Origin of the sequence: Natrinema thermotolerans (genome assembly GCF_031165565.1) — an archaeon.
In the GTDB taxonomy this organism is placed as follows: Archaea; Halobacteriota; Halobacteria; order Halobacteriales; family Natrialbaceae; genus Natrinema; species Natrinema thermotolerans.
Window position 1 is genome coordinate 2,680,534 of sequence record NZ_CP101873.1, and the last position, 14,181, is coordinate 2,694,714.

13 protein-coding genes and 1 tRNA gene are annotated in these 14,181 nt (G+C 66.7%); 10 read left to right on the forward strand and 4 right to left on the reverse strand.

Features of this window, described 5'->3' with window-relative positions:
• Positions 1-379 precede the first annotated feature (379 nt).
• The 3 genes from NP511_RS13825 (at position 380) to NP511_RS13835 (ending at position 4,873) form a co-directional block, all read left to right on the forward strand.
• Positions 380-2,782: a rhodanese-like domain-containing protein gene (locus NP511_RS13825; protein ID WP_049965969.1), complete on the forward strand. Its 2,403-nt coding sequence runs from the start codon at positions 380-382 to the stop codon at positions 2,780-2,782.
• Positions 2,783-4,102 (forward strand): Coenzyme F420 hydrogenase/dehydrogenase, beta subunit C-terminal domain, encoded by a 1,320-nt coding sequence (locus NP511_RS13830; protein WP_049965970.1) that lies wholly within the window; start codon positions 2,783-2,785, stop codon positions 4,100-4,102.
• Between the two features lie 111 nt (positions 4,103-4,213).
• A complete protein-coding gene (locus NP511_RS13835; protein WP_006651138.1) occupies positions 4,214-4,873 on the forward strand; it encodes a helix-turn-helix domain-containing protein in 660 nt (219 codons plus the stop codon).
• 36 nt (positions 4,874-4,909) lie between these two features.
• Here NP511_RS13835 and NP511_RS13840 read toward each other — a convergent pair whose 3' ends face one another.
• Entirely contained in the window at positions 4,910-5,347 is a 438-nt protein-coding gene (locus NP511_RS13840) for a universal stress protein (RefSeq protein ID WP_049965971.1), read from the reverse strand.
• A 161-nt stretch (positions 5,348-5,508) separates the two neighbouring features.
• Between NP511_RS13840 and NP511_RS13845 the strand changes: the two genes are divergently transcribed.
• The gene (locus NP511_RS13845; protein ID WP_049965972.1) at positions 5,509-5,886 is read left to right on the forward strand and encodes a VOC family protein; all 378 of its coding nucleotides are present in this window, start codon (positions 5,509-5,511) and stop codon (positions 5,884-5,886) included.
• On the opposite strand, the gene NP511_RS13850 is transcribed toward NP511_RS13845, so the two are convergent.
• On the reverse strand, positions 5,883-7,088 hold the full coding sequence (locus NP511_RS13850; RefSeq protein WP_049965973.1) for an MFS transporter: 1,206 nt from the start codon (positions 7,086-7,088) through the stop codon (positions 5,883-5,885). The genes NP511_RS13845 and NP511_RS13850 overlap by 4 nt on opposite strands.
• A 303-nt stretch (positions 7,089-7,391) precedes the next feature.
• Between NP511_RS13850 and citZ the strand changes: the two genes are divergently transcribed.
• Complete coding sequence (gene citZ / locus NP511_RS13855; RefSeq protein WP_049965974.1) at positions 7,392-8,540, forward strand: citrate synthase; 1,149 nt, start codon at positions 7,392-7,394, stop codon at positions 8,538-8,540.
• Positions 8,541-8,595: 55 nt separating this feature from the next.
• Here the strand turns inward: citZ and NP511_RS13860 are convergent, their stop codons facing one another.
• Both NP511_RS13860 and NP511_RS13865 read right to left on the reverse strand, forming a co-directional pair.
• The gene (locus tag NP511_RS13860) at positions 8,596-8,940 is read right to left on the reverse strand and encodes a DUF8060 family membrane protein (protein ID WP_049965975.1); all 345 of its coding nucleotides are present in this window, start codon (positions 8,938-8,940) and stop codon (positions 8,596-8,598) included.
• Entirely contained in the window at positions 8,937-10,004 is a 1,068-nt protein-coding gene (locus NP511_RS13865; RefSeq protein WP_049965976.1) for a DUF7490 domain-containing protein, read from the reverse strand. Before NP511_RS13865 ends, NP511_RS13860 begins: the two co-directional genes overlap by 4 nt.
• Positions 10,005-10,123: 119 nt before the next feature.
• On the opposite strand from NP511_RS13865, the gene NP511_RS13870 reads away from it, so the two are divergent.
• The 5 genes from NP511_RS13870 to NP511_RS13890 all read left to right on the forward strand — a co-directional run bounded on the left by NP511_RS13870 (position 10,124) and on the right by NP511_RS13890 (position 13,730).
• Complete coding sequence (locus NP511_RS13870) at positions 10,124-10,597, forward strand: gamma-glutamylcyclotransferase family protein (protein WP_049965977.1); 474 nt, start codon at positions 10,124-10,126, stop codon at positions 10,595-10,597.
• A gap of 249 nt (positions 10,598-10,846) precedes the next feature.
• A complete protein-coding gene (gene ilvA / locus NP511_RS13875; protein WP_049965978.1) occupies positions 10,847-12,058 on the forward strand; it encodes a threonine ammonia-lyase in 1,212 nt (403 codons plus the stop codon).
• 903 nt (positions 12,059-12,961) lie between these two features.
• The gene (locus NP511_RS13880; protein WP_006651147.1) at positions 12,962-13,342 is read left to right on the forward strand and encodes a Rid family detoxifying hydrolase; all 381 of its coding nucleotides are present in this window, start codon (positions 12,962-12,964) and stop codon (positions 13,340-13,342) included.
• A 16-nt stretch (positions 13,343-13,358) separates the two neighbouring features.
• Positions 13,359-13,622: a DUF7981 family protein gene (locus tag NP511_RS13885; protein WP_084158293.1), complete on the forward strand. Its 264-nt coding sequence runs from the start codon at positions 13,359-13,361 to the stop codon at positions 13,620-13,622.
• Between the two features lie 27 nt (positions 13,623-13,649).
• Positions 13,650-13,730: transfer RNA gene (locus NP511_RS13890), tRNA-Ser, on the forward strand.
• Positions 13,731-14,181: the final 451 nt, after the last annotated feature.

Genomic DNA, 14,181 nt, shown 5'->3' on the forward strand with positions numbered 1-14,181 from the left:
CGACCGGCGATTGGTCGGTCCAGCCTGGCGATCCGTCCGACAGAGGCGGACATTTCTGCCGGTTCCGGCGACGGAGCCGCCCGATGGCCACTCGAGCGGGAGGGCTCCCGAGTCGCGAGATCCATCCGACGGGGCGAATAAAATCAGGACATACGAAGGGTAACAGTTCTGTCAGGAGTGGCGACGGCCCGCTGCCGTGGTTCCGGAGCGACGGTACTGTTTACCCGGACGCGTAGCTGAAAGGGGAGTCGGCTACAACCGACGAGTACACCATGAGTACGACAGTATCGAACGTTCGACAGGAACGGTCGGCAAGCGGTCGATCGGTCCGGACCGGTCGCCGCGGCCGCACCGATCGCGACCGCGCGGGTGATCGTGCGTGAGCTTCGGCCCCGCGGTCGTCTCGCCGTCGTGGCTCGAGGCCCACCGGGAGTCGGACTCGGTCGTCGCCGTCGACGTCCGGGAGCGGCGCGACTACGAGGAGTTGGGGCATCTCCCCGGCGCAGTCAGTGTCCCGGGCGATCGGTTCCGCGACCCCAGTAGCGTCGCGGCCGGGAAGTTGCCGGCGGCCGACGACTTCGCGAGTCTGCTCGCCGAGGCCGGCATCGACCCCGATGACACGCTCGTCGCGTACGGTGGCGACCCCGCGCTCGCGGCCCGCTTTCTGGTGACCGCACTGGTCTACGGTCACGAGGGGAGTCTTTACCTGTTAGACGGCGGCCTCGAGGCCTGGCGCGACGGCGACGACCGCTCGCTGACCACGGACGTCCCCGACCGCGAGCCGACCGACTACGAGGCCGCGCTGTGCGAGGACGCGCCGCTGGTCGACCGGGACGCGGTCGAGGCGGCCGTCGAGGGCGACGCCGTCCTCGTCGACACCCGGACCGCCGCCGAGTACGAGCAGTCCCGCATCCCGGGGGCCGTCCACCTCGACTGGGAGGACCTGCTCGAGGACGGCCGGCTCAAGCCCGAGAACGACCTCGAGGCCCTGCTCGCGGAGCGGGGGATCGAACCGGACGAGCGGATCCTGCTGTACTGTAACACGGCCCGGCGGCTCAGTCACACGTTCGTCGTCCTCCGACACCTGGGCTACGAGGACGTGGCCTTCTACGAGGGGAGTCTCACCGACTGGGTGCGAGCCGAGGCGCCCGAGTGGGATCCCGTCGAACTGCAGGCACAGGTCCGTCACTACGCCGACAACGGCGGCTTCGAGGCGATGGTCGACGAACTGGGCGAGGACGTCCTCGGCCGGCTGAAGCTCATCGGGCTCTACCACCAGAAACAGCGGGGCTACTTCATGTTGCGGACACGGGCCCCCGGCGGACGCCTCACCGCCGAACAGGCCCGGACCATCGGCGAGGTCGCCGACGAGTTCGCGACGGCACCCGCGGAATACGGCGGCCCCGACCAGAACCCGGTCTTCGGCGACGGCTATCTCGACGCCACGACCCGGCAGGACGTCCAGATGCACTGGATCGAGATCGAGGACGTCGCCGAGATCTGGGACCGCTACGACGCGGTCGGGCTCTCGACGATGCAGGCCTGTGGCAACTCGGTCCGGAACGTCGTCGGCTGTCCCGCGGCCGGGCTCGACCCCGACGAGACCGTCGACATCGAACCCGTCGTCGAGCGGGTGAGCCAGCGGTTCCTCGGCGACCACCACTACGCCAATCTGCCCCGGAAGTTCAAGGTCAGCGTCACGGGCTGTCACGAGGACTGCGCCCGGTCGGGCATTCAGGATCTCGGGCTGACGCCCGCCCGGAAGGACGGAAAAGACGGGTTCGTCGCGCGGGTCGGCGGCGGCCTCTCGGACGGCCCCCGCGTCGCCAGCGACATCGACCTCTTCGTCGAACCCGACCAGGTCGACGACCTCGTGGCCGCGATGGCCGACCTCTTCATGGACCACGGCAGCTACCTCGACACCGCGGTCAACCGGCTGCGCTTTCTCGTCGCCGAGTTCGGCCCCGAGCGGTTCCGCGAGGAACTCGAGTCCTACGCCGACTTCGAGTTCGTCGAGCCCGACGAGACCCTCACGATGGACTACCGCGGGGACCACGTCGGCGTCCACGAGGGGGCGGACGGCCGCTCCTACGTCGGGCTGAACGTCCCGACGGGCCGGATGGGCGGCGACGAGTTCGCGGAGTTGGCAGAACTGGCGGGCGAACTGGGCGACGGCGAGGTCCGCCTGACGCCCAACCAGAACGTCCTTGTCCCGCACCTGACCGACGACGACCTCGAGGCATTGCTCGAGGAGCCGCTGCTCGAGCGCTACAGCCCCGATCCGGGGCCGTTCACGCGCGGAATCGTCACCTGTACGGGCCGGGAGTTCTGTAAATACGGGATCATCGAGACGAAAAACAGGGCGATCAGGTGGGCCCGCGAACTGGACGACTGGGCCGAGCAGGTTGGAATCGCCGACGACCACGAGGCGATCCGGATCCACATGTCGGGCTGTTCGGCCTCCTGTGCCCAGCCCCAGTTGGGCGATTTCGGGCTGCGCGGCGAGGTCTATCGTGACGACTACGAGTCCGGGCGAGCGGCCGACCTCGGACTGGGCGGCGACCTCGGGAACGACGAGTTCATCGACTGGCTCGTCGGGAAGATCCCCATCGACGACGTGCCCGACGTCGTCAAGGCCACAATGTGTGCCTACGATGCCGACAGCGAGCCCGGGGAGTCCTTCACCGAGTGGACCGACCGGACCTCGAACGCGGAACTGCGCGAAATCGTCACCGAACGGCCGGCGCGTGACTCGCCCGCCATCGGGACGGAGGTGAGCTAGATGTCGGGTACCGATCCCGCCGCGACCGACGGGCCCCGTCCCGGCGTTCCGCAGGCGGGGGTCAAGGGCATCGGCGAGGACCCGCGCGAACAGGACCGCGACGTCGCCGAGGCCCCCGGCAAGATCTGGTTCCGCGACTTAGACGAGGCCGTCATCGAGGCCGACCGCTGTATCCAGTGTGCCTCCTGTGTCGCCGCCTGCCCCTCCGACTCCATCGGCATCGACGAGGACGAGGGCAGACCGACGCTGGTCAAGATGTGTACCGGCTGCTCGCGCTGCTGGGACTTCTGTCCCCGCAGCGGCCTGCGCTACGAGCGCCACCTCGAGCTGACCCAGGAAGAACGCGGCCTCGCGGAGCCGGGTACCTACGCCGCGCGGGCGACCGACGAGGCCGCCAACGCGGGTCAGGATGGCGGCGTCGTGACGGCGCTGCTCGCCGAACTCATCGAAGCGGGCGAGATCGACGGCGCGGTCGTCGCCCGCGAACAGGAAGACGAACCGCTGCGCGGCGAGGCCGTGCTGGCGACCTCCCGCGAGGAACTGCTCGCGGCGGGCGGTAGTATCTACAACCAGACGATGGGACTGGGACAACTCGACGAACTGCTCGCCGACGCCGATCTGGGGAGCGAGGCGCACGGCGCCTCGGACAGTCGAGCGGCGAGTGAAACGACCCGCGAGACCGATGATCCCGACCTCGCACTGGTCGGCACTCCCTGTATGATTCAGGGGGCGACCGCGCTCGATCGCTACGACCACGAGCCCGCCGACCCGATCGCGCTGACCGTCGCGCTGATGTGTACCCGCAGCTTCGAACACAGCCGGTTGGTGTCGCGACTCGAGACCTTCGACGTCGACCCCGCCGCCGTCGATACCCTCGACATCAGCGATGGGCAACTCCGCGCGACCGACGCGGCCGGCGAGACGCTGCTCGAGACCGACGTCGACGCGTTCGACGCGGCCGGGCTGCGCGGCTGCGACGAGTGTGCGGACTTCGTCGGTGGCGCGGCCGACATCAGCGTCGGCAACGTCGGCAGCCCGGACGGCGAGACGACCGTCGTCGTCCGGACCGAAACCGGCGAGTCGGCCTGGGAGACGGCGGCCCCCGCCCTCGAGACGGCCGCGATCGATCGGCCGGGGACGCTCGAGAAACTGGCCGACTGGAACCGCCGTCGCGCCGAGTCGATCCTCCCGCGGGAGTACGACCCCGAGGCCGGGATCGGCATTACCTACGAACACCACCGCGAGAGCTACGACGGAACCGACCGCGAGCCCGAACCGCTGAACCCGGCTCGTGTCCACCAGTACGAAGAGTGGTGTTGACCGGCTGACGGCCGGCCGCGGGCTCGAGCGACGCGTTGGGGCCGCTCGAAGTGTTTTCATCCGGCGGGAATTCTCGGCCGGGTTATCCCCCGCCGTCCCGTATGGGGTAGTATGACGGGCTTTCGTGCAACGGTCGTCGTCAACGAACCGGCGGACTGTCCGGTCGCTACTGTCTCGGCGGCGGCCAACGAGCAGATCGACTCGATCGCTCGCTCCTCACGGGCCACCGCCGACGGGACCGTCGTCGAGGAGTTCGGCGTCGCCGCCGACGCCTCGATCGACGAGAGCGGGGACGCCGGCGTCGAGCTGACGCCGGTCCAGTCGAACGAACGGGAGGCCATCTACCGGTTCGAGCGCGACGCCGCCGCTGACTGCGTCTGCGAGGTCGTCGAGGGAACCGGGACCCCGGTCTCCTCGGTCCGGGCCCAGGATGGCTCCCTGCTGTTGTCCTTTCGGACCCTCGAACTGGCCGAGATCGCCGACATCGTCGATCGCCTGCGGGAGCTGTTCGACGGCGTCCTCGTCGAGGAACTGACACAGGACCACGAGGAGATCTCGGCGGATCCGGTCGTCGTCGACCGCGAGATACTCACGGACAGACAACAGGAGATCGTCGAGACGGCCCACGAGATGGGCTATTTCGACTACCCGAAGGGTGCGAACGCGACCGATGTCGCCGAGGAGTTGGGCGTCGCCCGATCGACCTTCACCGAGCATCTGGCGGCGGCCCAGACGAAGCTGATGGACGCGATCCTCGAGGAAGAAACGTAGCTGCTGGCATCGTTTTCGGACCGAACCCCGTTTTCCTTATTCGGCGATGATGACCGGTCGGTCGGCGTCGATGATGACCCGCTGACTGACGCTGCCGAAGATCGCTTTGCCGACCGGCGACCGTTTCCGAACGCCCAGCAGGATCGCATCGGCGTCGATCTCCGCCGCGACCTGTCCGATACCGTCGGCCGGGTCGCCGACCATTTCCATCCGCTCGACGTCGATGCCGTCGTCCGCGAGCCGTTCCTCGATCAGCGGGACGGTATCGGGGACGTCACGGATCTCGGACAGCGACTCGTTGACGTCGTCGATGAACGTCGTTCCGCCCTCGTCGGCGATCGTGTCGATCTCCTCGAGGACGTGTAAGACCGTCACCGACAGGTCGTCGGGGTCGGCCGGGAGCGAGCGCAGCGTCTCGAGCTGTGCGGTCGCGCGCTGCTCGTCGCTGTCGACCGGGACCAGAACGTGGTACATGTCCGATCGTGAGAGCCACGCCGTCAAAGGTGTACTGGCGGTTCCCATCGCGTGACGGCGACGCCCGCCCGTCCGACGAGAGGCGCGGTCGGTTCCCCCGAGAACCGGCAGCTCCCGAGCCCGCCAGTAACCCTTTGACCGACGGCGTCCTCCCGGACCATATGGACGTCATTCACACGGCGCTGTGGGTCTCGGATCTCGACCGCACCCGGGCGTTCTACGTCGACGCCCTCGGACTCGAGGAGAACTGGTCGTTCGTGACCGACGATGAGGTCGAGAACGTCTACATCGGCGGCGAGAACGCGGAGTTCCAGTTCAAGTACGATCCCGAGGGCGGCCCGGAGATCGATTCCGGGACGATGGCCCACGTCGCGGTCGGCGTCGACAGCGTCGACGAGGTCTTCGATCGACTCGTCGAACGGGTCGATCCGCCGGTCCACGAGGAACCGATGACGATGGACGACATCGGCGTCCGCGTTGCCTTCCTCGAGGACCCGGACGGTTACGTGGTCGAACTGGTCGAAGAACTCGATTCCTAGTCCGACTCGCCGGCCGCAGCGGGGTTCGTCACGGTCGGCTCCGTCCGAACGACCTGGACGAGGAATCCGGCCGCGATCGTGACGACGGCGGCCAAAAACAGCCACGACGTGCGGTAGCCCACCGTGTCGGCCAGATAGCCGAACGCGGGCGGGGCGACGAGTGCGCCGCTCGTCAACGCGAGTTGGCCGCCGGCGGTCGCACCGCCCATCTCGTCGGCGCGGACGAGCGTCGCCATGACGGAGTAGTAGACGCCGGTGTAGCCGAGGACGAAAAAACCGAGAACCGAGAAGGCGACTGCGGCGCCGCGTTCGCTCGTCGTCGACGCGACGACGACGAACATGACGGCACTGCCGATCGATTGGGCGATCAGCAGCGAGCCGATCCTGACCCGTGGCTCCCCGGGGAGGGTGTCGCTCAGCCACCCGGTCAGCACGCGACCCACACTGCCGAACAACTGGACGAGTGCGAGGACGACCCCGCCGAACGCGACGGACGCGCCGACGGACTCCTCGACGTAGAGAACGGTGTAGCCCGTCGTCGTGAACAGGGCCGCTCCGAGAAAGAGCCCAGCAACGATCAACGAGCGGTACGCCCGATTCGAGAGCAGTTTGCGGAAGTCCGGATAGCCGGGCTCGTCCCCCTCGCCGTCGCTCGCGTAAAGCCGATAGAAGGCGACGGCGACGAGCAGTCCAACGGCGGCGGCGACGAGAAAGCCAGCCTGCCAGAACAGCGCGCCCGCGAGTCCGGTGACTAGCAGGGCGCTGATGCCGCTGCCACCGGTGACGCCGACCTGTTTGATCCCCATCGCGAGGTTCCGTCGACCGGGGTCGATATTGTCGAAGACGGCCTTGTTCGTCCCCGGAATCGCGGTGCCATACAGCGACCCGAGAACGAACACCGCCGCGAGCAGCAAGGCGTAGCTGGGCGCGCCCGCGACCAGCAGCGCCCCCGTCGCGAGCCCGAGAAGGCCAAGCGTCAGCGTCGTCCGTTCGCCGAACCGGTCGGTCAGAGCGCCGAGGGGCAGCAAGAAGACGGCGTAGCCGAGGGTGAGCGCCGTGACGACGACCCCGACCGAAAACCGGGAGAGGCCGAAGGCGGTCCGGAAGAACGGCGTCGCCGCGAAGATCGTATAGTAACAGATGCTCGCCGAGATCTGCCACGTCGTGACCAACAGGACGGTCCGCCAGTCCGATCGCTCCATCCGCGGTACCCTTTGCAGAGGGGTTCGAAAAACGTGGCGGCGACGGTGTCCCCTGCCGAATCGATTGCGTGTATCGCCGACCCCGACGGGGCCGGCGGTGACTCGATCCGGGCGCTCGAGCGAACCCCACGAAAGACAATTATAGTACGCCGGACGTGGTTCGACTGACTGTCTGTTCGTTCGATGTCGAAAACGCCACCCGGACGTGTTCGTGCTACCGGCAAAATGCGGACATCCGACGTGTCGAGTGCCGGCACCGACTAAACGATAATACTTTTCCATTGGCGTCCGAAATCCCTGAGTATGTCTGACGACCTCAAGAAAGGGCTCGAGGGCGTGTTGGTTGCCGAATCGGAGCTCAGCTCGATCGACGGTGATGCGGGCCGGTTGATCTATCGCGGCTACACCATCGAGGATCTAGCTCGCGGCGCGAGCTACGAGGAGGTCCTCTATCTGCTCTGGAACGGTCATCTCCCGACCGAGGACGAACTCGAGCCGTTTATCGAGGCCCTGCTCGAGGAACGCGAGGTCGACGACGACGTCCTCGACACGATGGAGCGGCTGGCCGCGGCCGGCGAGCGGCCGATGGCCGCGCTGCGGACCGCCGTCTCGATGTTTTCGGCCTACGAACCCGAGGACGACGCCGATCCCGAGGATCTCGACGCGACGCTCCGGAAGGGTCGTCGCATCACGGCCAAGATCCCGACCGCGCTGGCGGCGTTCGAACGCTACCGCCAGGGCGAGGAACCGGTCGACCCCGATCCGGACCTGGGGCTCGCCGCGAACTTCCTCTACATGCTGACCGGCGAGGAGCCGGACGACATCGCCGCCGAAACCTTCGATCAGGCGCTGATCCTCCACGCCGATCACGGGCTCAACGCCTCGACGTTTACCTCGATGGTCATCGGCTCGACGATGGCCGACATCTACAGCGCCGTCACTGGCGGCATCAGCGCCCTCTCGGGGCCGCTTCACGGCGGCGCGAACCAGGACGTCATGGAGGTCCTCATCGAGATCGACGAGAGCGACCTCGACCACCGCGAGTGGGTCGAGCAGGCGACCGCCGAAGGTCGGCGCATTCCCGGCTTCGGCCACCGCGTCTACAACGTCAAGGACCCCCGCGCGAAGATCCTGCAGGAACGCAGCAAGGAACTCGCCGAGACCGGTGAGGACAAGTGGTACAACTACACCACGACGATCGAGCAGTTCCTCACCGAGGAGAAGGGCCTCGTCGAGAAGGGGATCGCCCCGAACGTCGACTTCTACTCCGGCTCGGTCTACTACCAGCTCGGCATCCCGATCGACATGTACACCCCCATCTTCGCGATGAGCCGCGTCGGCGGTTGGATCGCCCACGTCCTCGAGTACCAGGCGGAAAACCGCCTCATCCGGCCGCGCGCCCGCTACACCGGCCCGCAGGATCAGGAGTTCGTCCCGCTCGAGGACCGGTAACGGCCGCGAGTCGTTTCGGTTCGGTTTCGATCGCGCGCGAACGTTTTCGGCGGATTCAGTACCGATCGCTCAGTTCTCGGACCAGCACGGAGACGCCGATCAGCGAGGTCAGCAGGACGGTGAGGTTGAACGCGGCGTGGACGAGCGGCCGGTACTTGGGGTCGACCCAGAGGTCGATGGCGTCGGTCACGCTGCCGTAGAACCGGATCAGCGCGACGACCGCGACCACCGAACAGACGGCGAGGCCGCCCCAGACGAGGTATCGCCGGATCGCCGCCGAACGCGGATCGAGCCCGTCGTCCGAATCGGTAGTCGGCGGTGAATCGTCCGTCTCATCATGGTACTGGTCGTCCGGCGGTGCCTCGAGCGTCGTCTCGGTGTCCGTCGGTGTTTCGGTCATTGGAACCTCCGTGCGAGGGCGATCGTCGCGAGGACGGCGGCCGCGGTGACGGCGATCCCGAAGCCGGGCGTGCCGTCGCCGCTTCCGTCTTCGCCGTCCTCGCCGTCGTCGTCGTCGTCCGCGCCGTACCCGTCACTGCCGTCGTCCGCGCCGGTCGGACCGCCCGCGAAGTCGCTCACCTCGAGCCCGCTGTCCGTCGCCGTCTCGTTGACCGACAGCGATCCCGGGCCGAGGTTGGCGACCGAGCGGTCCGTGCCGACGATCGTGCCGTCCCGCCACAGCACCGCGTCGAGGTAGTAGTCGTATTCGGCCGGGACGGTGAGTTCGGCGGTCGGCGACGCGGTCTTTCCTGGCTCGATCGTCGACAGGTCGACGGTCGCCGCGTCGGCGACGACGTTCGACCCCGACTGCCGGGCGACGACCTCGAGTTCGAGGTCGGATTCGGGGTCGTCGCCGGTGTTGGTGAGGTAGCTATCGACGGCGAGCGTCGCCCGCTCGTCGGTCGTCGACTCGATCGAGTAGCCGATCGCGGGCACGTCCGCGAGGCTCCCGCCCGACCCGCCGCCGAACCGGTGGAACTCGACGTCGGTGTCGGCGTAGGCCGGAGTCAGCGAGCCGACGCCCTCGACGGTGTGGCTCGTCGACTCGGTCCGGTTGCCACCCCGGTAGACCAGCGTCTCGATCTCGTAACCGCTCTCCCGGGGGACGGCGACCGAACTCGAGACGACGTGTTCGGACTCCTCCTCGAGCCGGCCGACCTCGCGTTCGGTCGTCGCCTCGACGAGGCCGCTCTCCGTATCGATCGCTCGGTGGACGACGGTGACGTTCTCGACGGGACCGCCGCGGTGGTCGAGATACGTGTCGACGGCCAGCGTCGCCGTGCCGCCGGTGACGCTGTCGGCGCTGATCGTCAGCTCCGTCAGCGAGACGTGGCCGGCGGGTTCGACGTCGCTGGCCGTCTCGGACGCGGCTGGATCGGACACCGCGCCGGCGAGAGCGAGCGTCGTGAGCGCCCCGAGGACGACCACGAGCGTCGCGACGGCGAGGAGGGACTCGCGGTTCATGCCCGAACGGTCCGATCAGGTGTATAAGTGCTTTGTGTAATTTAGGGTGAACGTCCCGCGAGACGATCATCCCGGTCCCAGGCGGCACGTGCAAGTCCTTCGAGGCCGAATCGCAGCCCGTGACGGTCTTCGTCTACGGGACGCTGACCGACCCCGAACGGGTGGCATCCGTTCTCGAGACGACGCCCGCGGCGGCAGCCCGGCTGTTCGTCGGCCACGCGACGCTCGAGGGGCTTCAGCGGGTCGACGGCCGGTATCCGACGCTCGTTCCCGGCGGCAGCGTCGACGGTCGGTTGCTCGCGGTCGGCGACGCGGCCCTCGCGTCCCTCGACCGCTACGAGGGCGTCGAGAGCGGGCTCTACGTCCGGGTCGCAGTCCCGTCCGTTGACGCCGACGGTGATCGGCGGGACGGCTCGAGTATCGCGTCGGATCGGGTGACTGCCGCCGACGCGACGACCGAGCGGTCGTGGGTGTACGTCGGCGACCCGGCACGACTCGCGGTCGATGCAACTTGGCCGGGTGACGGCCCGTTCGGCGACCGCGTTCGCCGGCTCGTTTCGCGGGCCGATGTCGTCGTTCGGAACCGCGAATGACACCCGTCGTCCTTCCGTCTGACGCGGTGATTAACCCGCCGCCTTCGTGTGGTTTCACTTTCACTGCGGGTGCATGAGATTTATATGGTCACGGTCCCCTTCTCCAGTCGCACGTCACACGCCGTGCATTCCCTGTATTCCCTGTCGTGTTGCCCGACTGGCAACACATCCTGTTGGGGGTGGGCGGGCCCCACGGGCTCCCCGTTCCCTGACAGAAATCCTTACACTCCACGTCCCGTAGTCGGGGGTATGCTCGAACTCTCGGATATTCTCGAGGCACGCGAGCGGGTCCGGGAAACCTCTCGGCACACGCCGCTCGAACACTCACACACATATTCGTCGATGACCGGAGCAGACGTCCGGCTGAAACTGGAGAACTTCCAGCGGACCGGCTCGTTCAAGATCCGCGGGGCGACCAACCGGATCGCGACCCTCTCCGAGTCCCAGAAGGACGCGGGCGTCGTCACCGCCAGTGCGGGCAATCACGCGCAGGGCGTCGCGCTGGCGGCCACCAGGTCCGGCGTCGACTCGAAGATCGTCATGCCCGAACACGCGCCGATTTCGAAGGTCAAAGCGACCAAGAACTACGGCGCGGAGGTCGTCCTCGCGGGCCAGGACTACAACGAGGCCGCCGAACGCGCCCACGAGATCGAACGCGAGGAAAGCCGCACCTACGTCCACGCCTTCGACGACGAGGACGTCATGGCCGGCCAGGGCACCATCGGCCTCGAGATCATCGACGACTGTCCCGACGTCGAAACCGTCGTCGTTCCGATCGGCGGCGGCGGGCTCATCAGCGGGATCGCGACCGCGATCAAGGAGCAACAGCCCGAGGCCCGCGTGATCGGCGTCCAGGCCGATGGGGCCTCCAGCGCCGCGAAATCCCTCGAGAAGGGCGAGCGGGTCTCGCTCGACGGCGTCGATACCATCGCCGACGGGATCGCGACCCGCAGCGTCGGCGAGCAGACCTTCCCCCACATTCAGGAGTACGTCGACGAGGTCGTCACCGTCTCCGACCCCGAGATCGCCGTCGCCCTGGTCTACCTGCTCGAGCGCTCGAAGACGGTGGTCGAGGGCGCGGGCGCGGTGGCGCTCGCCGCGGTGTTGTTCGAGAAGTTCGACTACGCCGAGGACGAGGTCATCGTCCCCGCGCTCTGTGGGGGCAACATCGACCTCAATACCCTGACCAACGTCATCGTCCGCGGCCTCGTCGAGACCGGCCGCTACCTGAAGATCCGGACCGTGCTGAAAGACCGCCCCGGCGCGCTCGAGGACCTCCTCGACGTCTTCACCGCCCACCGGGCGAACATCTATGCGATCCACCACGACCGGACCTCCCGCGAGGTCGAGATGAGCGACACGGAAGTCGAGATCGAACTCGAGATGCGCGGTCCCGACCACGTCGACGCGTTCCTGTCGGCGCTGCGGGACGCGGGCTACGAAGTCGACGTGCTGGCCTGATCGGGAGGAACGGCCTCGAGCGATCCGTCGCCCGATCACGATCGCCGTTCTGATGGAGCGGGACTGGTCGTCGTGTTCCGGTCTAGCCCGGTAGCCCGGCGGGGACGTTTCGGGGGTCGACAGTCTGCCGATCGGTCCCGAGAAACCGATACCGGTGAACGGCTCGAACTGCGCGACGACGGACGAAGTGCGACTGTTCTCCAACGACCCCGTTGCGAGCCGTAATCACCGACCCACTGGCGACGAGAGCGTGAGTGCCTGGTATACTCCGCTCGATAACGATAGCGACGCGTGTCCATCAACTTCTACCGCGTGGCAGTCGTTGAGCGGGTCTGCGAACATCGCCAAAACTTGAGACCTACTCGCTCCTCAAACTGGCTCAACTGGACGTTCGAAAATTTATTTCAGATATACTCGAGTAGTGACTATGGGGCATGAGACAAATATACGATCATATTGACGATTGGGCGGACAATCTATCCCGTAGTGAATCTGCCGTTCTTGCCGGCGTTTTATCCGCTCTCGGGTATTCCGTACTCGCGACGTTGCTAATGGTAGAGCCACCGCCACCGATTCCTGGTGGCATTTCTCTGGGTATTATAGTGATGATAACGACGTATCTCTTCACCTTTAGACACAAGGAGTAGGGAAAGGGTGTGTCAACAGTAGTCGTGGATGCGTTGTGGGGAACGGCGAAGAGCCCGGGATCGACTCCGTAGACCGTGTTGAGTGTTCATACGATACTCGAGGTGGTGTGTAGATACGGGCAAAATGTGAGAAACATGGAATTAAATTCCGACCAAGTGATCGCCGGGAGTCGATGTCTGTGGACGGCACCTCCCCGGCTGCGATCGGCCGGGGATTTCGCCCGCTTTTAAGCCGTCTCGGTCCGAGGTGTTGGACATGAAACGAATCATCGAGACCGACGACGCGCCCGCTGCCGTGGGTGCCTACAGTCAGGCGACCAGCAACGGCTCGCTGCTGTTTACCGCCGGCCAGATCCCCATGACTGCCGACGGCGAACTGCTCGACGACGAGCCCATCGCGGCCCAGACCGAACAGGCGCTGTACAACCTCGACGCCGTCCTCGACGAGGCCGGCGGCGGCTACGAGGACGTCCTCAAGGTGACCGTCTTCCTCGAGGACATCGACGACTTCGACGCCATGAACGAGGCCTACGCCGACTACTTCGACGACGAGCCGCCGGCCAGAAGCGCCGTCGAGGTCGCCGCCCTCCCCAAGGGCGTCGGGATCGAGATCGAAGCCGTCGCCGACCTCGAGTGAACCGGGTGAGCGTCGCGTGAGCGGCTATCCGGCCGGAAAGATGGGGATCGGGCCGCGGACCAAGTCGGCGGTCCTGTGGGGGCTCGTCGGCGGACTGGCGTTTCTGGTCCTCGTGCAGGGGTATGCCCTGCTCGTGACACCGCTCGTACGGTTCACGGTCGCGGTAGCGCTGGCGACCGCGGTCGGAATCGGCGCGGGGCTGGGAGCGTACCTGCTCGAGCCCCGGATCGCCGCGTGGGCGCTCGACCGCGGGCGCGGCGACGGATCTCGTAAGGGTTAAACGAGGGACGCGGTTAGGATAGCGTGAGCCAGGATGGCCGAACGGTAAGGCGCACGCCTGGAAAGCGTGTTCCCTTTGGGATTCAGGGTTCAAATCCCTGTCCTGGCGTTTTTGTCGCGAACAACTTCGTGAGCGACGAAAACACAACGTCGGGATCTGAATCAGACCAGTCGCAGCGCCGAGCGAAGCGAGGCGATCGTCTGGGCGTGGTTCAAATCCCTGTCCTGGCGTTTTCGTGATTTCAGTTGCTACGAGCGACGCGTAGCCGAGCGAGTCGCGATGTCGGCGAAACGCAAACGAGAGGAACTGATCGCGCTCGAGTCGCGAGCGGACGGCGACCCGACGGCTCACGAGTCATTTCTTCCGACGGCGGAAAACGGGTAGGGGTACCGGAGCGCGTTACCGCTCGATCTCGACAGGGGATTCGGTCGCGATCCAGCAGTCGGGGTCGTCAGGATCTCGGAGTTCGAGCGCGCCGCGCTGACACACCACCATTTCGTATCGATCGTCCATGTTGACCCCATCGAGGAGTCGACCGGGATCGGGTATCGTAACGCGG

Coding starts and splice junctions, on each gene's coding strand:
- NP511_RS13860 (WP_049965975.1), bottom strand. CDS start 8,940: ATGACCGAAACACCGACGGACACCGAGACGACGCTCGAGGCACCGCCG.
- NP511_RS13880 (WP_006651147.1), top strand. CDS start 12,962: ATGAAACGAATCATCGAGACCGACGACGCGCCCGCTGCCGTGGGTGCC.
- NP511_RS13845 (WP_049965972.1), top strand. CDS start 5,509: ATGGACGTCATTCACACGGCGCTGTGGGTCTCGGATCTCGACCGCACC.
- NP511_RS13865 (WP_049965976.1), bottom strand. CDS start 10,004: ATGAACCGCGAGTCCCTCCTCGCCGTCGCGACGCTCGTGGTCGTCCTC.
- NP511_RS13830 (WP_049965970.1), top strand. CDS start 2,783: ATGTCGGGTACCGATCCCGCCGCGACCGACGGGCCCCGTCCCGGCGTT.
- citZ (WP_049965974.1), top strand. CDS start 7,392: ATGTCTGACGACCTCAAGAAAGGGCTCGAGGGCGTGTTGGTTGCCGAA.
- NP511_RS13850 (WP_049965973.1), bottom strand. CDS start 7,088: ATGGAGCGATCGGACTGGCGGACCGTCCTGTTGGTCACGACGTGGCAG.
- NP511_RS13835 (WP_006651138.1), top strand. CDS start 4,214: ATGACGGGCTTTCGTGCAACGGTCGTCGTCAACGAACCGGCGGACTGT.
- ilvA (WP_049965978.1), top strand. CDS start 10,847: ATGCTCGAACTCTCGGATATTCTCGAGGCACGCGAGCGGGTCCGGGAA.
- NP511_RS13840 (WP_049965971.1), bottom strand. CDS start 5,347: ATGTACCACGTTCTGGTCCCGGTCGACAGCGACGAGCAGCGCGCGACC.